14 protein-coding genes are annotated in these 21,514 nt (G+C 40.1%); 8 read left to right on the plus strand and 6 right to left on the minus strand.

Going from position 1 to position 21,514, the window contains the following annotated elements:
* Positions 1 to 28 precede the first annotated feature (28 nt).
* Positions 29 to 2,104: a TonB-dependent receptor gene (locus FW757_RS11810; protein ID WP_446441246.1), complete on the minus strand. Its 2,076-nt coding sequence runs from the start codon at positions 2,102 to 2,104 to the stop codon at positions 29 to 31.
* A 356-nt stretch (positions 2,105 to 2,460) separates the two neighbouring features.
* Between FW757_RS11810 and FW757_RS11815 the strand changes: the two genes are divergently transcribed.
* From FW757_RS11815 to FW757_RS11825, 3 genes are all read left to right on the plus strand, one after another.
* The gene (locus FW757_RS11815) at positions 2,461 to 2,757 is read left to right on the plus strand and encodes a hypothetical protein (RefSeq protein WP_145234221.1); all 297 of its coding nucleotides are present in this window, start codon (positions 2,461 to 2,463) and stop codon (positions 2,755 to 2,757) included.
* Positions 2,754 to 4,328: a PepSY-associated TM helix domain-containing protein gene (locus tag FW757_RS11820; protein ID WP_145234223.1), complete on the plus strand. Its 1,575-nt coding sequence runs from the start codon at positions 2,754 to 2,756 to the stop codon at positions 4,326 to 4,328. The genes FW757_RS11815 and FW757_RS11820 overlap by 4 nt, the downstream gene beginning before the upstream one ends.
* A 131-nt stretch (positions 4,329 to 4,459) precedes the next feature.
* Positions 4,460 to 5,323, plus strand: a complete 864-nt coding sequence (locus FW757_RS11825; protein WP_182717761.1) for an EamA family transporter — start codon at positions 4,460 to 4,462, stop codon at positions 5,321 to 5,323.
* Between the two features lie 72 nt (positions 5,324 to 5,395).
* Here FW757_RS11825 and FW757_RS11830 read toward each other — a convergent pair whose 3' ends face one another.
* From FW757_RS11830 to FW757_RS11840, 3 genes are all read right to left on the minus strand, one after another.
* A complete protein-coding gene (locus tag FW757_RS11830) occupies positions 5,396 to 6,259 on the minus strand; it encodes a diguanylate cyclase domain-containing protein (protein ID WP_145234228.1) in 864 nt (287 codons plus the stop codon).
* Positions 6,260 to 6,503: 244 nt separating this feature from the next.
* Positions 6,504 to 8,531: a hybrid sensor histidine kinase/response regulator gene (locus FW757_RS11835; protein ID WP_182717760.1), complete on the minus strand. Its 2,028-nt coding sequence runs from the start codon at positions 8,529 to 8,531 to the stop codon at positions 6,504 to 6,506.
* Positions 8,532 to 8,963: 432 nt separating this feature from the next.
* A complete protein-coding gene (locus FW757_RS11840; RefSeq protein ID WP_182717759.1) occupies positions 8,964 to 10,952 on the minus strand; it encodes a ligand-gated channel protein in 1,989 nt (662 codons plus the stop codon).
* A gap of 120 nt (positions 10,953 to 11,072) precedes the next feature.
* Between FW757_RS11840 and FW757_RS11845 the strand changes: the two genes are divergently transcribed.
* Both FW757_RS11845 and FW757_RS11850 read left to right on the plus strand, forming a co-directional pair.
* Positions 11,073 to 11,981: a LysR family transcriptional regulator gene (locus FW757_RS11845; protein ID WP_182717758.1), complete on the plus strand. Its 909-nt coding sequence runs from the start codon at positions 11,073 to 11,075 to the stop codon at positions 11,979 to 11,981.
* A 107-nt stretch (positions 11,982 to 12,088) separates the two neighbouring features.
* Positions 12,089 to 12,778: a VC0807 family protein gene (locus FW757_RS11850; protein ID WP_149980025.1), complete on the plus strand. Its 690-nt coding sequence runs from the start codon at positions 12,089 to 12,091 to the stop codon at positions 12,776 to 12,778.
* Between the two features lie 17 nt (positions 12,779 to 12,795).
* On the opposite strand, the gene FW757_RS11855 is transcribed toward FW757_RS11850, so the two are convergent.
* Positions 12,796 to 13,401 (minus strand): TetR/AcrR family transcriptional regulator, encoded by a 606-nt coding sequence (locus tag FW757_RS11855; protein ID WP_182739543.1) that lies wholly within the window; start codon positions 13,399 to 13,401, stop codon positions 12,796 to 12,798.
* 170 nt (positions 13,402 to 13,571) lie between these two features.
* Between FW757_RS11855 and FW757_RS11860 the strand changes: the two genes are divergently transcribed.
* The 3 genes from FW757_RS11860 to FW757_RS11870 all read left to right on the plus strand — a co-directional run bounded on the left by FW757_RS11860 (position 13,572) and on the right by FW757_RS11870 (position 18,333).
* Positions 13,572 to 14,621, plus strand: a complete 1,050-nt coding sequence (locus tag FW757_RS11860; RefSeq protein ID WP_182739542.1) for an efflux RND transporter periplasmic adaptor subunit — start codon at positions 13,572 to 13,574, stop codon at positions 14,619 to 14,621.
* Positions 14,621 to 17,710, plus strand: a complete 3,090-nt coding sequence (locus tag FW757_RS11865; RefSeq protein WP_182739541.1) for an efflux RND transporter permease subunit — start codon at positions 14,621 to 14,623, stop codon at positions 17,708 to 17,710. Before FW757_RS11860 ends, FW757_RS11865 begins: the two co-directional genes overlap by 1 nt.
* A gap of 230 nt (positions 17,711 to 17,940) precedes the next feature.
* Positions 17,941 to 18,333, plus strand: coding sequence for a GreA/GreB family elongation factor (locus tag FW757_RS11870; RefSeq protein ID WP_182717755.1), 393 nt, complete (start codon positions 17,941 to 17,943; stop codon positions 18,331 to 18,333).
* Positions 18,334 to 18,638: 305 nt separating this feature from the next.
* On the opposite strand, the gene FW757_RS11875 is transcribed toward FW757_RS11870, so the two are convergent.
* A complete protein-coding gene (locus tag FW757_RS11875; RefSeq protein WP_182730904.1) occupies positions 18,639 to 21,371 on the minus strand; it encodes a choice-of-anchor I family protein in 2,733 nt (910 codons plus the stop codon).
* Positions 21,372 to 21,514: the final 143 nt, after the last annotated feature.

The raw sequence follows: 21,514 nt of genomic DNA on the forward strand, positions 1-21,514 counted from the left end.
ACAGCAACAGCCTAAGGTTTTAGAGTAGCTAAAAACGATAAGTAACTGAAGCACCTAATGTTTGTGGGCTAACTACAGAGACATAACCAGTTGGATACCTGCCACTTACAGGCTCTACACTGGTATAACCTTGTTCATCAAAGGCATTATTAATATAAGCGCTAATTAACCAATTCATTGTGTCATAGCTTATTGTAGCGCGAGTAATAGTGTAATCACCTGCCATGCGCTCTTCACTGTTAGTAAGATCACCGTAATACTCATCGACATAATTTGCACTGACATTGATTTTAAGGTTGTCAGTAAACCAATGAGACAGACCTAAACTGGCTGTAAATGAAGGGGCTGAATTAAGTTCGTTACCAACCGCTTCAGAATACGTTGTAGATGCGTCAATTTTTGTTTTTAACAATCCTAGACCAGCATGTAACTGCCATTGCTCACCTAACATACTGTAAGCCTCAAGCTCTAAACCATAACTATGAGCGTCATCGATATTAGTAATTCTACGATCTGAACTTAATGCCTGATAACCGTCAAAGTTATTGTAAAAGACATTTGCACTGATATTAATGTCGCCGTTATTTAATACACTACGTGTGCCTACCTCGTAGGTATTAACAGTTTCTTCATCATAGTAATAATAATCTTCAGCATTAAAGTCGAGTGCACCACCGCCGGAATTATAACCACGCCGCGCACTGGCTGATAAAGTAGTTGCCTCGGTAACTTTGTATTGAATAGCTAAGGTAGGTAATTTAATAGTATTAGAATCATCTAGCTGTTCAGCTAAGGTATCGCCTCTAAATGCCATGTTAAAGTTACGAAGTTGACTTTCATGTTCAACCCGCAAGCCACCTGTTACTATTAACTTATCTGTTAGGTTGAAGCTTGCCTCTGAGTAAATAGCTATCGAATCACTGCTATCATCACCAAAATAATCTGTTGCTCCAGTACTGTCGAAATCTTGATCTCGATCGAAATAAGCTAAGCCAATAAAACCTGAGTAAAAATCACTACTAAGACCGAAGTTTAATTTACCATCAATGGTAATATTTTTTTCATCCATAGTAACATCAGATTCTGCTGTTGCTAGCGGCTCATAAGCATCAAACGCCCAATGATAATCCATATATGCCACCAGCAGATCCACAGAGAAGTTCTCATCAATCTTATATTCAAAATCGATTTGTGTTGTATCTGAATCTGTATCCATTATACGTTGAAACAGTGGTATATAATCAGATGGGTTGTCACCTTCATAATAATGACGACCAGAATTTCCTTTTTCACTGTAGTTTGAATAACTTAGTTGAATTGATAGATCATCAAATGGAGTATAAAGTAATTTTGCTCGGGTGCTTGAGGTGTTTAATTTATTTAGATCGCGATCTGTCGGATTTGTTTCATAGACAGTTGGGTTACTGTAAGTTTCACCATCAACATATTGAGTCGATAACCTAAAAGCAAGTACATCTTCAACTAATGCACCGGAAACAACGGCTGCGGTGTCAAGGTAGCTATCTTGATTGCGGTAACCGACTCGCACTGCGCCTTCAAAGTCTTGAGTCGGTGCTTTGGTTGTCATATAAACAGCGCCAGCAATGCTATTACGACCATTACTTGTTGATTGTGGACCTCGATACACTGCTATTTGCTCCATATCCCACAAACCAGTATCACCGGTTAAATCAGCGACAAACGGCTGACCTACACCGTCAACTAACGTTGATACTCGCGCTTTAGAGCCACCACTAAACGAATTAAACCCTGTTGCTCCACCGTTACCTGACACACCACGCATATCAGGAACTGACCCCGTTAACACCACTACATTCGCCATTTCTGCAAGCGCTTCTGAAACAGATGCTAGCTGACCATTTTCTAATAACGACTTATCGACGACCGCAACTGAGGTAATAGTGTCTTTAAGTGATTTTGCTATTTTTTCACCCGTAACAACGATAGTATCGATTGATTCGCGATTACCCTCATCATCTGCTAATACCTGAGCTTGAGTAAATAACAGCGCGCTGGCAATAAGCAGTGAAAGCTTATTGCGTTTAAATAAAGCAGCCAAAATAATTTCCTTTTTTTGAGACATTTTAAATTGCGCGAAAAAATACCATATCAACTACAGTATTGCAATTGAGTTTACTTATCATTTAGAATGGCATTAAAAATAAACTATTATTGCTCTTATGTCTCAATTTACCGTTATTGTTATCTTACTCATTGCTATAACTGTGCTCTACTGCAGTAATCGCCATCAAAGATTACTTACTAAACCTATTTCTAAACACTGGCGTACACTTGCGCTAATGCTGTTTATAACTGCAATTATCATTTCTTTTTCTACACTGTCTAAATTAGCAGCAAGCTTCTTTATTATTTTAATACTGATGCTCGCTTTAATGGTCATGCCATTTGCAAGCTTAATTAAAGTGAAAGGGCTAAGAAATGACATCTGAGCAAAGACAAAAAATTCAACCAACTTGGCTTGGTAAAAGTTTAGCTGGTGTATTGCTGGGTTTAGCGCTGGCTTATATTCTGATTGCTTTTTTTGCTTGGTACGGCCCAGGCGGAATTGATGCCCAAGACAAGGTTCAATTTAATATGTGGATGATCCCGATTTTATGGCTCACGCTCTTTAGTTTTACTTATTTATTTAATTCAGCGAGGCAAGCTTGGCTCATACTCGGTGGAGCAAATGTTATCTTGTATAGTTTATTTTTGCTGTTAAGGGGTGGATTATGAAAGTAAGAGCCGATATTTTACGCACCTACCAAGGTGTGCATACATGGACGGGGATCATTGCAGGTTTAGTACTTTTCATCGGCTTTTATGCTGGTAGTTTGACCATGTTTAAACATGAAATCCAACAATGGGCAGAGCCAACTACTGCACCACTTACCGATCCCACTACTACAAACTATCAAAGCTTAGTCGACAAAGCCATCACTGTTTATCCTGAGCAAATGGCAAAAGGTTTTGAACTCGACCTTTTAACAACAGCTGCGCCACTGTCGTGGTATACACAAGGTCAAGCTCGTGGCATGCACCTAGATAATCAACAGCAAACAGCATATCTTGATGAAGATCAAAAGCTGATAATTGCTGATCAAGCAGAACATAAACTTGCTGATTTAATCGATTACCTACACCGTACCGCAGGCTTTATTGGTGAAATTGGCCACGACCAATCTGGCGTTTACATTCTTGGTATTGCTGCAGGACTGTATTTTTTAGCCTTGGTGTCCGGTGTAATTATCCTTTTACCAACACTGGTAAAAACATTTTTTGCGCTGCGAAAAGAAAAAGGCCCGAGTCGCTTTTGGTTAGATAGCCATAACCTTATTGGCGTTGCGAGTTTGCCCTTTCATTTGATCATTGCGTTTACTGTTATTGTATTTGCTTTTCACGACTTAATTTATGATGGTTTGGCCCAGTTTTATGGTGACAAACCACTATTTGAGCGTCCCCCAACCGCAACACACGCTTATAACATCAGCGAACTGAAACGTATTGATACACAAATACTAGCGGCTAAGGGCTATGCTACAGGCTATGAGCCAATACATATTAGCTACAGTCGATTGAATTTAGCGTCCCCTTCCGCTGTATTTAAAATGAGTAATGATTCTGCAGTGGTACGTGGACCTGATACGGATTATTTATTTATGAACCCGTATACTTTAGAGATCAGCGGATCAACTTACCCACAGGGTGAAGAAAGCTTCTGGGGCAATTTTGTCGCGAGTATCTTTTCACTGCATTTTGGAACATATGGCGGTGAGTGGGGTCGCTGGGCTTACTTTATAATGGGACTATTCGGCGCATTGCTTTTTTATTCAGGCAACTTATTATGGATAGACAAACGAATGAAAAAAGATGCAAATAAAACCGGCACACATATTATGGCAAAGTTAACGATTGGCGTGTGTTTAGGATCCATGCTCGCTGTTGTTGCAGTATTATTGTTAGCAAAATGGAGTAACATACTGATAAATAACATTAATCACCATTATATGCAGTGTTATTATGTTGTTTTTTTTATTTCCTTAGCCTACTGCTTTACACTAGGCGCTAACAAAGCAAGCTATACTGGCTTAATAACATTATCGATTTTAACCGTATGTTTACCCATCTCGAGTGTTATTCAAGGCCTGAATAATTTAGCTCTGCTCCCCTATTACGAAAGCTATTCTGTTGATTTTATAGCCACACTTTTCTCAGTTATGTTTTTCTTTATCGCTAAACGCTTAAAGCAAAAACCCATTAAAGATAAAGTAATTCTGGATCACAAAACAATAGAGTTCATAAGGTAAATAAAGGCTCACGCATTGTTTAATACGTGAGCCTGCATCACTTAATGGCTGCTATTTATCGCAAATATATTAAATTGTTACATTAATCTGTACACTCTGCAGATAATTTCCTTTTTCATTTTTTATACGTTATGTCTCGAGTTATTTCTCCTTTTTTCATTGCTGTTATATGTGTATTACTTGCCATGGTGACTATTCAGTCAGGCGCTTCAATTGCTAAGCAACTATTTCCATTAATTGGCCCTGAAGGGACAACCGCACTTCGTTTAGGTTTTTCAGCAACGATATTGTGCTTAGTGTTTAAACCTTGGCGCGCCTTTCCGCCACTGGGTCAACGCATGCCAATTATTGTTTATGGCTTATGCTTAGGCGGTATGAACATTTTTTTTTACTACGCCATTGCGCGTATTCCATTGGGGATTGCGGTCGCCCTTGAATTTACCGGCCCGTTAGCGGTAGCGCTGCTATCATCGCGACGTAAGCGAGATTTATTTTGGGTCGCCTGTGCTATATCGGGGATCGTAATGTTGCTCCCGGATATGAAAGGTGAAGAAAGTCTCGATCTACTGGGCGTGATTCTGGCACTGGGTGCTGGTGCATGTTGGGCTGGCTATATCTTATTTGGCAAAAAAACGGGGAATCAAAGCTCTGGCGGGATGACTGTTGCCCTTGGTATGAGTGTCGCGGCGCTTATATTAGTGCCTTATGGTGCTATTTCTCAAGGTGGTGCACTACTAAGCTGGGAAGTGATCCCTTTAGGTTTATTGGTTGCTATTATGTCAAGTGCCCTACCTTATACGCTGGAAATGGTTGCACTGCGTAATATGCCTGCACAAGGGTTTAGTATTATGATGAGCTTAGAGCCCGCTATTGCGGCACTTGCTGGCTTTATAATTTTAGGCGAGTTATTAACTCTTTGGCAATGGTTAGCCATTCTTTTGGTGATAGTTGCATCGGTTGGCAGTTCAATGTCTACAAGTAAAGACAGCAACTAACAAACCAAAAAAGACGTAAAAATATTAGTTATAAAGCTAAATGTTGATTTTGATCAAAGGGGAGTAACGTGTTTAGACAATACGATTACCCCCTGCATTTTTTGCAACATACATTGCTTGATCTGCATGTTGAATAAGTTGTTGTTCATTCTCGCCCATTTCAGGATAACTGGCGATACCGATACTGACTGAAAGCTGTAATGAATGTTCATCTATCACAAAAGCTTGTTCGCACTCTTTGCGGATTTTTTCAGCTGTTTTATGTACGTCTGAGCGTAAGCTAATCCCATGAAGTAAGACTAAAAATTCGTCGCCACCTAAACGCCCAACAGTATCAGATCCTCGAATACACCCTTGCAGCCGAGCAGCAATGGCTTGTAATAATCGATCACCACATTGATGCCCATATGAATCATTAACTTCTTTAAAACCATCAAAATCTATAAATAGTAGCGATAATTCAACTTGCTGTCGGTCAGCTTTCGTTAATGTTGATTGAATTCGGTCAAGTAACAGCATGCGATTGGGCAACCCAGTTAACTGATCATGTCCCACCATATGTTGTAATTGCTTTTCAAATTTTTTGCGCTCGGTGATATCATGAGCAACAGCAATTCTGAACTGATGTGAATCAGACCAGCGGACAGACCATAATATATGCACCACTCGCCCGTCTTTTCTCACCCAACGATTTTCAAAGCGCGGTTTAGAGCCCCCAGATAATAACGTATTTACTGCGTCAAGCGTGATCTCAATATCTTCTTTATAAACAAAGTCGAGCATTGGTTTACCAATTACTTCGCAAGGCTCATAACCAAAAATATCTTTAAAAGCCGCGCTCACAAAAACAAATACGCCTTGCTTGTCAACCACGCAAACAGCGTCAAGCATCAGTTCAAGTACATCCGAGAGACAAATCACACCACTATTTTTCATTCAACTCCATGCCTCAAACAGTAAAAATACAGACTTTATTATTTATTTACAGTACCCATCAGTTAAGTAATCAATCATTACCCAATAGTGTATAACGTATCTTAGAATACGATTCATCGCTGTTGAGATCTATAAAGAAATAATAATATATTGCGATAATAAAACTAATCATAGTGCGTTTTATCAAATACCACATTAAAAAACATACAAATATTAGGCCACGTTATTTTTCTCTGTTAATAAACTAGCTTATTTCTTTAGTTTTGCTCTTTCCTACAGCATTAACTACCGCTTCCTCAATCGAATGTAGTTTAAAAGGCTTTGAAATAAACATATCCATGCCAGCTTCTTTGCACGCAACTTTATCGGTAGATGATGTATTTGCAGTTAATGCCACTATTAAGGTATCTGCATAAGGACAAATATGTTGCGCTCGCAAAATTTTAGTGGCCTCAAGTCCATCCAGCTGCGGCATCACGCAATCCATAAAAATAAGATCGTATTTTTTTTGCTTACATTTTAAAATTGCGTCTTCGCCATCAACTGCAAAATCGGCTTTAATATTTAATTTTTCAAGCGAAGCGTCCAGTACCAATCGGTTTATTTGGTTATCATCAACAACTAAAACCGATAAATTAGTTGCCGCTATGACAACGTTTACCCGAGGGTTATTTTCGATTTGTACGGCGCCGACTGCAAGTGGGATATCCACGATAAATGTCGTACCCTGATTAAAAGTACTATCAACCGTTATTGTCCCCCCCATAAAATCAATCAATTCTTTTACGATTGCCAAGCCTAAGCCGGTACCACCTTTACTCTTTTTGGCGTCTATTTCTTGTGTAAAAGGTGAGAACAATGAATCTAAAAATGAGTTGGTCATCCCCCTTCCGCTGTCACACACTTCAAGATGCAAGGCTAATTTATCACCGACTACATTCACATCAGCATTAAATTTTACCAAGCCTTCGTCAGTGAATTTTAACGCGTTACTTAATAAGTTTGACGCAATTTGGCTCAGCCGAGCATTATCGCAATAAGCCCAACAGTCATCTGCTATCGTTATATTTGTTTGAAAATCAACCTTACTATCTCTAAACAATGGAATGTACAACGAAGCAAGATCAACAAAAATTGTTTTTAATAAAAAATGATTTGGTTCGAGTTTTAACTCACCGTGGTTTATTTTTGAAAAGTCGAGCACTTCGTTAATTATACTCAATAAAATATCCGCGCTACGCAAAGCTATCTTTAGTTTTTCAACTCTCTTATCTTCACGGCGCTCACCTAATAGCGTAGTTAACATTCCGGTTATGCCGTTCAATGGTGTCCTGAGTTCATGACTTATTTTAGCTAGTAGCATGCTTCTATCTTCTAACATGCGCTCTGCTTCTGCTTTTTTATTTTTTAACTCTTCGCGAAGCATGACCGATTCAGTCACGTCTTGTAAGGTACCAAATAACCTCACACATCGACCATTTAATAATTCAGCTTCACCAAATGTTGATACCCACAAAGTCTGTCCATTAGCGGTAACAAGTTCGAGGTCGAGATGCCATTTCTCGCCACTTTGTATTGCAGAGTTCACTGCATTAACGATGCTTTCTCTGCTTTCTCCTGCTTTAAAAAATTCAGTCGCAGCATTAAGATCAGGAACATAGCTATCACTAACTTGGTAAATACGTCGTGTTTGCTCGCTCCAAGTGACTTTATCAGTGAGTAAATCAACTTCCCACGTGCCAATATTTGCTACAGCCTCTAATTTTAACAGCGTATTGTTGTTTTTAATAAGCTGTTCATTGGTGATCTTGCGGGCAAACTCAGCACCCAGCCATTGTGCAAATAACTCAACATAGTCATGGGCTTGTTGTGAAAAGGGAGTTGATACAGCCGGTGATGAAAAGTTAACTGTACCGAATACATTTGAACCGACTTTTATTGGCGCCCCAATATAAGATTCGAGCTGGAAATTTAGGTAACATGGGTGGTTTGCAATGCGACTACTCGACGCTTTATGAAAAGTAAGCGCGGCATTTGCTGCGAGTGTATGTACACAATAAGTGCCTTCTAAATCAAACGTTGTACCAGAAGCTAAAGAATTATCAGGTGTTATAACGTAGAGCACGGTATAAATATTTTGTTCAATTTTACTAACAATCGCGATATCTAAATTAAATACATCAAGCCCAAACTTGAGCAAACTATGCGTTTTCTCGTCAAAACTTTGACTTTGATCAGATACAATATCATGGAAGCTTCGAAGGAAATTCAAATAAATACCTCGTATTATTTTGCATAGCGACAGATGCTATAGCTAAAAAATCTTATCTAACCACTTCATATTGGTTAATTATTATAGCGTGTAATTAAATATTTACCTTACTAAGGAGACTGACCTTTCGGGATTAAAATTTGTTCAATTTAGGTTTAACACTTAGAGCATAGTATGTTTGCCAGTTATGCTGCGTTATCGCCTATTTATGGGGAATTACCACACTACATAAGCTCAGCCTAGCCTAAAAGCCAAACACATTGCTGCAAACTTCGAAATAGAAACACACGCTACCCTAACTTTAGAGTAGAAACTTTTCATCAGCAATAGTTTATTTATATTTTCAGTTAGTTATAAAGCTCCATTTATAAAATAAGGCCTCAATTGAGACCTTATTACTTAACCTAAGCAGGGGTTACTAAGTGGTATGCATTAAAACTGCCACCCGAGCGATGCCCAATAACGGCGTCCGTCTTCGACATAACCATATTCATTCTCAGTGATATCTTTATCAAATAGGTTATAAATACCAAAGCCTAACTTTACGCTTTTAGTCAAAACATAATTACCACCCACATCGGCTAACGTGTAGTTAGGTGCAATTAGGCTGCTTTGTGAAGGTCCTGTGGTTGGTTGACTTTCCTCACCACGATAATGCACACGTAACCACCCCCCTAACTTATCGCTTGGCTGCCAGTTTAACGATGTTTGCACTATATGTTTAGGTAACTGATTGAGAGGACTGCCTTTATATTGCCCGGTTTTTTGCTCAGAATCGGTATAAGTGTAATTAGCGCTTAAACCTAAATCGCTGGTTAAGTCGTAAGAAACTGAAAATTCAAACCCTTGAGTCACGGCTTCATCAACATTTACATAGGTTGTCGGATCTGAACCAAACTGATTTTGGCCATCCGTGCATTGCGTAAGTGGGCATGCAATTCGCGTAATTTTGTCATCAAACTCATTGTAAAACACCGTACTTGAGATTGTGTAATCACCACGTGGATCGTAATAAATACCCATTTCATAATTCAATGACTTTTCAGGACTAAGATCTGGGTTGCCATAGATATTGCCGCCTCGACTTACTTGTCCCCAGTCTGCATTTGATTGACGAATATTAGGCGCTCTAAAACCTGTCGAAATACCACCTTTGATAGTGATAGCCTTAGAGGCGGTATAAACACCATATAAACGTGGACTCCAATGGCCTGAAAAATTATCGTCGTGGTCGTAACGCAAACCTGTGGTGAGCTTAAATTTGTCGCTGGTGCTCCACTCATCCTCAGCAAATACCGACCACTGTTTATTTTCTACATGGGTTAACTCGCTGATCCTATTACTCGTGTAATCATCAAGCACTTCTTTTAAGTAGGCTGCACCAAGCGTCGCGTTATGACCGGCAAAAATCGGTAAAGTCCAACTGGTTTGCGCATCCGTGTTTTCAACAAACATTTCACGAGAAGTATTATCGTACTTATCGTATTTTAAATAGCTGCGCGAGTTACCAAAGTCATAATAACCGTTATGGGTTAACGAGTAAGTTTGTTGCTCATACTCTGTTGTCGATGATTCTGGGCAACCTCTTCGGCCACAGCTTTCACCCGGCGCCAATGGTTCAACTGTTTTACCCAGTGTGTTTTCAAATTTTTGCTGCGCGCTGCCAACCTCTAGCATTATTTCGTGATTATCGTTTGGCGTTAAAATAAACTTTGCTTTAAGGTTACTTTGCTCTTTGCCCCTAAAGCCTGAAGTAAAGTTATCTTCGTCACGTTTTGAAAACTGCCCATATAATTGCACACCTAATAATTCTGGGACAAGTCCACCAGCTGCGAAAAAACTACCTTGATTAGTATTACCTGAGTCGCTACTTTGTTGAACTGTACTGTCTAAACGCAGCTCACCATACCACTGCAGGGGTGTTTTTCGAGTAATAATGTTTATCACCCCACCGATAGCGTCTGAGCCATACAAGGACGACATAGGCCCACGTATCACTTCAATGCGTTCAATTGCAGAGATTGGCGGTGTCCATGCACCTTCAACACCTGGTCCATCACTGTTTGGCCTTGTTTCACGTGATGATTGTCGCTGGCCATCAACTAAAATTAATGTGTATTGGCTAGCCATGCCTCGCAAGCTTATATCTTTGCGATCGCCACCGCCGGTAACCACAACTCCAGGAACATCGGTCATTGCATCGGTTAAGTCACGATAAAAGCGTTTTTCCAGATCTGCGCGATCAATCACACTGATGCTTGCTGGCGCGTCCTTTAACATTTGCTCATAACCTGACGCTGATACCACGATAACTTCCATATCTTGTTTCGTTTCATCAGCTAACACTATTGAGCTGGATAAACTAAGCGCGGTTAAAATGGCGCTAGTTAACGGTATTAACTTACAACTTACCGTGTTCATGATTTTTCTCCGTGACAAATGCAGTTTAAATGATAATAATTAGCGTTTGCATGGTAGTGAGATGTTCCTTTTTCTACAATGTGTATTTTCTTAAAACAGTATTAAGTAAGACTTAACCAAATGAATACAAAATTACTTCGCGCATTAACTGTATTTGTGCGCATTGTTGAAACGGGTAGTATGAGTAAAGCCGCAGTTGATCTTGCCATGACCACATCAGCAATTAGCCAACAAATCAAACAAATAGAGCTTGATATTAAGTTGAGCTTATTTAATCGCAGTCCACGAGAACTGACACTCACCGAGGCTGGCGAGATTTATTATCAAAGCTGTGTAACCATCCTCACCGCTGCAAAACAAGCTGGTGAAAAGCTGCAATTTTTACAAAACAGCCCTAGTGGTCAATTAAAGTTAGTAGCACCGGTTGGATTTGGTGGCGGAATATTAAGTGAACCGCTTAAAAAATTAACCAACCAGTACCCTTATTTTGATGTGCAACTGACTTTATCTGACGAACCCCTTGATATAATAAAGTCGGGCGCTGATTTGGCTATAGCGATTGGCCCGCTGGATGATTCAAGTTTAGTTGCTCGGCCTTTGGCGAAGTGGCCACTCGTATTATGTGTACATAAAAGTCACCCATTGGCTGAGCATTGCACACTGTCGCCTTGGCAGTTAAACCATTATACTCGTATCTCGCATTGCACTGCAGATCACCCATTAACGCATAGTTTAAACAGCCAAAAAAAAGCGCTCCCAAAACCACGTATCGTGGTTAATAACATGCACAGTATTATTCAATTAGTGTGTGATGGCGTTGGTTATGCAATTTTACCAAAGCCAGAAGTACAATCATTATTGCTAGAAGGAGAACTCGTTGAGTTATGCACTGACTGGCAACTGCCAACCTACAGTGTGTATGCAATTACCCCAGCAAGAGATATTTTGGCAGGTAAAACCAAAGTGGCTATCGAAATTTTAAAACAGCACTGTGATGAAATCTCAGATTCATTAAAGCAGTCTGCATAAAGCAAATTATCCTAAACTTACTTGTAACTACTGCAACACAGCGGGTCTATATCTTAAAGTAACTTGTGTATATACTTTATGTATTGAATACCAATGATTGATGCATAATGACAGCGGCAAAAAAGAAGAGTAATTTTTTCAGTAATATAATTTTTAATATTATTTTACCTGCGGTGATTTTAAGCCGCTTTAGTACACCTGATACGTTAGGCCCGGTATGGGCAGTAGTGGTAGCACTTGCTTTTCCGCTGTTATTTGGTTTGTGGGAACTTAAACAATCAGGCAAAGTAAACTTTTTCTCAGTACTTGGCATTATCAGCGTACTACTTACTGGCGGTATCAGTTTATTTGAACTTGACCCAGCTTATATCGCGATTAAAGAAGCGATGGTACCAGCAATTATTGGTGTGATTGTATTGATCAGCCAGTACACCCCTTATCCGCTGATCCGTAAATTACTAATTAATCCTGAATTGCTTGATATTGATAAACTTATGCATTCGTTAGAGCAACAAAACAACACCGCGGTATTTGATGCAAAAATGCGTCTTGCCGGTTTTATTGTTGCCAGTGCGTTCTTTTTATCTGCAACACTCAACTACTTTTTAGCAAAAAGTATTGTTGTTAGTATGCCAGGCACCACAGCTTATGCCGAAGAGTTAGGACGTATGACTTGGTTAAGCTACCCAGTCATTGTGGCGCCGACTATGGTGCTATTAGGCGGAGCAATTATTTTCATTTTTAAGCAAATAGGTAAATTAACTAAACAACCTATCGATGAATTTATATTGCAGTAAGTGGTTACTCAAAAGCCTTAGCGATACATTTTAATAAACCGCCTTACGCAATCTTCAATATATGCTGCTGGCGGTACATCATTAATTTTTGCGTGCCCAAGTGCATGGCGTAATTTCCAATCACCTGTGGCCATGCCCAGTAACTGTAACGTGGCAAACTTAGGGTTGTCGATATCAAGCAAGCCCGCCTGTGCAATACTACATAAGCAGACCTCTACCTGCTGCATCACTACTTTAGGGGCAGCGTCATAAAACAATAAGGCCAACTCAGGGTATTCATCCTTGTGCGCTACGCACGTGTCGTATACTTTCAATGCCTCGGGTGAAAATACCAGTGTAATAAAATTAGTCACAACACGTAGTAAGTTTTCCTCAAGGCTTTGCGATGGCTCAAAACGCTCTTTACGTAAGTTTGAGGAGGAACAATGCGCTGTTACAGTTTCAACAAATAGATTATTTTTGTCTTTGAAATGACTATAAACCGTTTGTTTAGATACTTGGGCTAATTTAGCAATTTGATCCATGCTGGTATTAGGAAAGCCTTTATCCATGAACAAGGTCGTTGCAGCTGTAATAATTTGTTGTCGTTTTTGTTCTGACCGACTTAGGGTAGTTATTTCCATTTTCACCTCAAATCAAACTAGACAGTCTAGTTTGATTGATTTATATTTATACAAAATTAGACTCTTGAGTCCAATTCTAAATCATTCTGCGTCTAGCACAAAGCATAACTGTGTTTAATGCACCTGACTAACCACGCTGATTTAACATGGCGATAAATAAGGATATTATAATGAAAAAATATCTGCTTAGTGCATTCATTTTATTCACACCATTTATATGTTACGGCGAAAGTCTGGTTCATGTAGCTGCCTACACAGTACAACAAGAGGCGGGCTATTATCAAACACGTACGCTTAGTGGCAAAGTGATCATACAAAACGATGCAAAGTTGAGTTTTGAATTTCCAGGAAAAATTGCACAAATTTATTTTGATCAAGGCGAGCAAGTAAAACAAGGCGATATTATTGCACGCCAAAATACGCAGCTTTTAGTTATCGAAGAACAAAAACTCCAGGCGCAAAAACAACGAATTCAAGCACAACTTACCTTCGCTGAACTTGAAAAAAAGCGTTTAGCAGAACTTGATAAAAAGAACTACTCTGCCACCTCGGCACTTGACCAAGTTAAAACCAATATCGCTGTACTTAACGCAGAACTAGCCGCAATAGCAGCAAGCTTGAATGAAGTCAGTATCCGCACTGAAAAGGCACATTTAACCGCGCCATTCAACGGTATTTTAGGCCAGCGCTTTGCCTCACAAGGTGAAATTGTTGCAGCCAGTACACCGATTGTGCGTTTAATCGAAAACCAACATGCGCAAGTTAGCATGGGGATCCCACTGACACTGCAAAGCACCATCCAAAATAGCATGGACATTGAGATTGCCGGACAAAACTTTACTGCACAATCTATCAGTAAAGGAGCGAGTATCGACCCACATACACAAACCTTAACAATGCGCTTTTCTTTGCCAACTAGCGCAGTTGTTTATGCTGGCCAATTAGCAAAATTAACAGTGCAACAATATCAGCAACAAAGCGGTTTTTGGGTGCCTCTTGATGCCCTTGCCGATGGTGTGCGCGGTACTTGGCAGGTTTATCAAATAAAAAACAAGGTACTAAAACCTATCATTGTGCAGCTTTATTATGCCCATGATGGCTATGCGTTTATTGGCGCCCCATTACACAATGGTGCGCAAATTGTTGCCAATGGCATGCATAAGCTGTCGGCCAACATTTCGGTTAATGTTGTTGCAAATCAACCAACCAAGGTGCTGTGATGATCCGCTATTTATTTAATCACGGGCGTGTCCAAGCGCTTTTAGTGGCGTTACTTATCGTTAGTGGTTTAGCTGCGATCAGTGGCTTAGCGCGCAGTGAAGATCCTCGAATAACTAATCGTATCGCTATCGTAACCACTGCTTTACCTGGCGCCAGTGCTGAACGAGTTGAGGTGCAAATAAGTGAGAAAATCGAACAAAAACTAAAATCCCAAGCTGAAGTAAAGCATTTATCGTCGATTTCTCGTCCTGGGCTCTCAGTGATCACCATTGAGCTAAAAGACGAAGTCACGAACGTTAAACCCATTTGGTCGCGAATGCGTGATTTATTAGGTGATGTCAACAACCAGTTGCCAGTAAATGCTTCATCACCGCTACTGGATGACGAGCGTGGCTATGCTTATACTCGTATCTTATCGCTTAACGCCAATGACGATATAACCACATTAGCAACGGTTAATCGCTATGCAAAAGAACTGCAAAATCAATTACGTAATGTTTCAGGTGTGGAGTTGGTGCATTTTTTTGGCCAAGTTGATGAGGAAATTTTAGTTGCGGTTGATCAACAAAAAGCCAGTTTAGCTGGTATTCCTTTAGCGCATATTCATGCAGCTATTCAAGGTGCAGATGCAAAAGTAGCCGCTGGTACCCTTACAAATGACAAATCGCAAATGCAAATTGAAGTGACCGGTGCGTTTGACTCGATTGCTCGCATTGGCGCAATTCCACTAAGTAGTAATCAAAATGCAGGGCAATATCAACTCTCTGATGTAGCCCAAATTACTCGCTCAGTAAAAACCCCCGTGAACGAAATTGCATTAATTGATGGAAAACCCGGTATTTATATTGCGATCCGCATGTTACCAAACTTGCGTATCGATACTTTTTCTAAGCGTGTTGATGTCGCCATCGATAACTTTAGCCAAGACTTACCAAGCCAAATTTTACTCCAAGATATTTTTGATCAACGCGGTTATACCCAAACTCGTTTAGCCGATTTACTCAGCAATATTACCGTGGGGTTTGTGCTTATTCTAGTGGTACTATTTATCACTTTAGGTTTTAAAGCTGCTCTAGTTGTCGGCACCGCGTTACCTTTAACCGTATTGTTTACGTTAGTAAGTATGCAGCTCTATGGCTTACCTATTCATCAAATGTCGGTTACCGGTTTAGTCGTGGCCCTGGGCATTATGGTTGATAACGCCATTGTCATCACCGATGCTGTTCAGCGCTTTCGCCAACAAGGCCTAACAGCTTTAGCCGCAGTAGAAAAAGCCGTGGCACATTTTTGGCTTCCACTGCTTGGCTCAACTCTAACAACTATTTTAGCGTTTGCACCGATTGTGTTGATGCCAGGTGCTGCAGGAGAGTTTATTGGCGGTATTGCCTTAAGTGTTATTTTTGCCTTAATTGGTTCATACCTGATTTCACACTCTTTAGTGGTGGTATTTGCAGGGCAATTTATCAATAACGAACAGCGTACTGGTATCTTTTATCAAGGTATACGCACACCTAAACTCAGTAAACGCTTTGAAGCAACGTTAAAACGTAGCCTAGAAAAACCAATACTCACTTTACTACTGGTCTTTATACTCCCTGTTGCCGGTTTTTTTGGGGCAGGACAACTCACCGAGCAGTTTTTCCCGCCCTCAGATCGCGATATGTTTCAAATTGAAGTGCATTTTGCCCCTCATGTGAGTATTACATCAACTCGACAAGCCATAGAGAAAATGGATCAACTAATTCGGCAATCTGAAGGCATTGAAAAGCTCGATTGGATGATCGGAACTAATTTCCCAAGCTTTTACTATAATATGCTCCAGCGTAATCGCGGCGCCAATAACTATGCGCAAGCGATGGTAAAAGTAACCGACTTTAAACGTGCCAACGAGTTAATAAAAAGCTTGCAAATACAACTTGATAAAGCATTTCCAAACGCACAAACTTTAGTCAGAAAGCTTGAGCAAGGTCCACCATTCAATGCACCAATTGAAATGCGTATTTATGGCCCAAGCCTAGATACTCTCTCTGAACTGGGCCAACAATTACGCACGCAGCTCATTGCTCATAACGATATAACCCACACCCGTCCAACCTTATTGTCGGGCTCGCCTAAACTATGGTTAAACACCGATGAAGCAGCGCTGACTCATGCAGGATTAAGCCTAAGTAATATGGCAACACAACTACAAAACCAGTTCAATGGTGTCGTGGTCGGCAGTATTATTGATAATACCGAAACCGTTCCCGTACGTGTTAGAGTTGCAGATAAGCGCCGAGATGATATTAGCTCGCTATTTAGTACGCAGTTAAATACGCCAGCTAGTTCAAACCAAATAGATACTGCACAACCGCTAGTGGTTGAATCATTTGCCAGTGCAACACTGAGCCCTTCTCGTGGCTCTATCGCTCGCCGTGACGGTGAACGTGTTAATATTATCGAAGCTTATTTAGCAACTGGCGTATTACCGCAAACCGTACTGAATGAAATGACCGCCACCATTGCACAATCAGGCTTTGTATTACCCCATGGCTACAGATTAGAGCTCGGTGGTGAGTCGCAAAAACGCAACGAAGCGGTTGGTAAATTGCTTGGCCAAGTGGGGATTATTGTCGTGTTATTGATCACCGTACTGGTGATGTCATTTAATTCATTTACCACCACAGGGCTAATCTTAATAAACGCCCTGCAAGCTGCAATGCTGGGCTTGCTCAGTGTATTTATTGCTGGCTACCCGTTTGGTTTTACTGTGATCATTGGTTTATTGGGCTTAATGGGACTGGCCATAAATGCCGCCATTGTCATTTTATCAGAGTTAAATTCACTGCAAGCCCTCACTGATAAAAACAAAATCGTTGCCGCTGTGATGACTTGCTCACGCCATATCAGCTCCACGACTATCACCACCGTTGGTGGCTTTTTACCACTCATACTCGCCGGCGGAGGTTTTTGGCCTCCGTTTGCCGTCGCTATCGCAGGTGGTACTGTATTAACCACTGTGTTGTCATTTTACTTTGTTCCTGTGGCATATTATTTAGTATCAAAACGCACGCTACGCACAAAAAAACATGGAATTAACGCACACTAGTAAATTTAAATTAATATCTTTATTTTTAAATTATAAAACACCATTGATATAATATTTTTATGAGGTATGATTACTTTAAATAAGAGGAACATCATGTTTATATTAATATCTCATCCACAAAAAACAAATCTCACCTTCGACATTTAAGCCGAGTGTAACTCTTACACTCGGCAGTCTCACTGTATTATTTTAAATTTAAGTTCGGTTCAGTTTTCGTGGAGGTATAGTCCGTGTTTGCTTTTCTGTTCGGGTACAAAACCCCTGCTTTTTATAAGTATAAAAACTATTTAAGCCAAAGTTCAGCATTTTTACATCCGCTGAAACTCGCGCATGTGTTGCAAAAAATAGAGTATTCAAAACGACCTTGGTCAAAGTTTAGCCCACATGTACAAATTGGCTGTACCGTAGTCATCCAGCATACTGATACGGGTTATAAACGCCGTATAAGCTTAGTTCCGGCTGCAGAAAAGGGGCTATGTAATAATGTTGTGTCATTACACTCTCCTATAGGTACTGATCTTTTAGGACATAAAATAGGTCACATTTTTGAGTGTAAAGAATATGGATGTTTTCACTCTTGGCAAATATTAGCAATTAATAGTAAGGAGAATTATATAGAGTAAATCATTTCAATTTTTATTTATTAATTTTTATATATTTAATTGGAGTTATTTATAATGAGTAAAGAAAAAGCTAAAAAACCAGCAAAAATGACGTTAAAAGAAAAGCGAAAAATACGTAAGGAGAAAACAAAGACAACCGAAAAGTAAAGAGTTGTCACTTTACATATAACGTTTCATGGAAACCTTAATAAAGTCCAAAGCTCGGCATTATAATAATGTCGGGCTTTTATCGTTTAAATATATTAATAACAAAGGCCTCAATAGAGACCTTTGTTATAGATGAAGTTTAAATAAAACTGAATTAGCTACTGTATTGTTGGCACGGTAATAATTGATACAGAGCCTAGCGGATCTACGTTATAGTCTTCACTCGGTTCGCCTTCGTCAGCGGTGATGATTAATTTACCATCGGGACTGAAAGTTACCATATCTGGCAGTGCTCCGACCGCAGATATCATTTCAAGCTCATAACTACTCGTGTTAAACATAGCAACAACGCCAGTATCAGTTTTCACGCCTGACTCGATCGCAGCGGCAAGTTTTCCGTTTGATACTGCGACAGAATTAACACCTGCACCGTAATAGCTAATATCAATTGCACCAAGTGTTGCAATGTTATTTGGGTTAGCAAAATCAATCACTTCAATACGAGGAGCGTTAAGCAAGCTGCCGTTATTTACTACGAATAAACGTTTTGTTTGTGCATCATAAGCCGTGATCTCTGCGGCGCCTTCACCACCTTCAATTAACAAGCGTGATGCAAAATCAAACTTGCCTTCGTTGTTTTCACTATAGACGGTGATATTACCACTGTCTTCGTTTGCAACTACCAGCTGCGCTTTTGACGTTGGGCTTTGATCAGCGGTTATAAATAACACCCCTTCTGGCGCATCATCACCTTGGGTAACGAGCATTTGCACAAAACTTACGGCATTAACATCACTAATATCATATACTGCAACCGCATCAGCACGCTCTAAAGCAATAAATGCATAGCGCTTATTGGCAACCATACCTGTTGTTACACTCTCAGGCTCAGTGCCTTTCGCATCACTGCGACCATCTGGGTAAACGCCGGCTTTATTAGCTTCAAAGGCAAGTGATGAACCACTATCAAACACCTGCTCACCGGTATCACCATTGAAGATTGAGAATGAACGTGCACCAAAACTATAGAGTTTATTATGACTTGATGCTGCAGTATCAGAATCAACATATTGCGATACTAATAAACGCCCTAATTCGACGTTGTTTTGTAATATACTTACGTCTGTAAATACCGACTCATCAAGCACGATATCTGCAACTTTCTCACCTTCAGCGAAGTTGCTAAACCAGTCACGTATATCCCCCTCGTTGGCAGTTAAAACGTAATCTATGCCATCTTGTGTAAATGTTGCGATGCCATCAGGTTGATACATACCCACTACGTTTGCGCGGGTTTGTAGTTTGATCATATTATCTTTATCACTGGCATCGATTTCATTGCCAGCCATACCATAATCTTTAAAGCCCAGCGGAAAAATATCAGTGATAGTTTTCGTGGTTAAGTCTATTTTTGCAAGGCCGTTATTCTCTTGCAATGACACCCATGCAGTGCTTGAATCAGCTGATACGGCGACATACTCAGGCTCAACGTCTGCAGCTAAATCTGCACCTTTACCAAATACTCGGAAGCCTTTGCTTTCAAGAGCCGCTTCTTGATCATTAAATGATGTGAAATTTAATGTAGTTGCAGCACCCACATGCATAGGAGTTTTGAAGTTTTTACGTCCAGGGCTGGCATAAAGTTGTGGCGCATTCTCATCAACAAGCTCTATAAATTCCATACCATCAGGAAAACGGCCATAACTATTAACATGGAAATCGCCATAACTGACTTGTTGATGCACTTGGCCTTGGTATTTTAGTTTAATGGTTTCGCCTTTGCCTAAGCCAAAGTCTTCATTATTATTTAAAATAGCCGTTGCGGGTGCACCGTTAGGTAACTGAGCACCCGTAACTAAATTCGGCAATAATACAATAAAGCCGTGGCCAGGAATTTCTGTACCTGCAGGGATAGTTAAACCCGCTTGGTTATTCGCTTCACGGTCTAAATCAACTAACTCCCACTCATTAGCTGCAAAAACAAATGGTTCAGAAGATGTGTTGTACAGCTCAACAAAATCAAAATCGGCGTCATCACGGCCTTTTGAAACCACTTCATTGATCACAATATTAGCGGCAGTTGCACCATCAACCGGCGCTGGTAATTTATTGGCAGCACCAGGCGTTGGCGCGAGCGCTTCATCTTGAGTGTGCCAATTACCACCATCTGGTAAACGCCCCCATGTAGACACATGGCTACCATCACTCCAATGTGCGCTATCTACAATTTGATTGTTGTGCACCAGTAATGCGGTGTCGCCTTTACCTAAACCAAAATCAGTATCGCCAGCAGTGGCAACTAAAGTATCTGTTGGTGCATCAAATGGAATGCTAGTTTGATCTGTGGCAATCACTAAAAACCCACCTGCAGCGATGGTTGTACCTTGTGGAATTTTAATGCCCGGCTCTTTATCAATCTCAAAGCCTTTTAAATCATTTACTGCCCAATTAGCGTCACTAAAGGTAAATGCTTGTTCAGAGTTATTAAACAACTCAATAAAATCATAACCGCCTTCATTTGAACGCACCTCGTTGATCACCACTTGCCCTGCTGATGGTGTCTCAGTAATTTGGCTAAATGTTGCAGTAACCTCTTTATGGTTATTCATTGTAAGAGTTAAAGAAGTCGCGCTATAGTCTGCATTACCAATATCGCCAGACCATGAAACAAATTTATATCCTTGTGCAGCCTGAGCGTTTAGCATAACAATAGCACCTTGCTCATAATCAGCACGCTCTGGACTTATTACTACGTTTCCAGCACTTTGCTCTGTGATATTTAATATCAGTTGGTAACGCAAAGGCTCTAAATCATTATCATCATCTGCTAGATCACAGCCACTTAATAGACCTAGCATTAATAAGCTGCCTACTATCGGTTTCAATTTCATCACATTTCCTTGGTATCGTTTTAGTTTTAATTAATCACGATACCCTAAAGCGTAATATTGACAGCTAAATGTAATTATCATGTCAATGGGATGACATTGCGAACGAGAATAAACTATAAGATCATGATTTAATTTATAATTCA

It is taken from the genome of Pseudoalteromonas sp. 1181_04 (assembly GCF_052850545.1).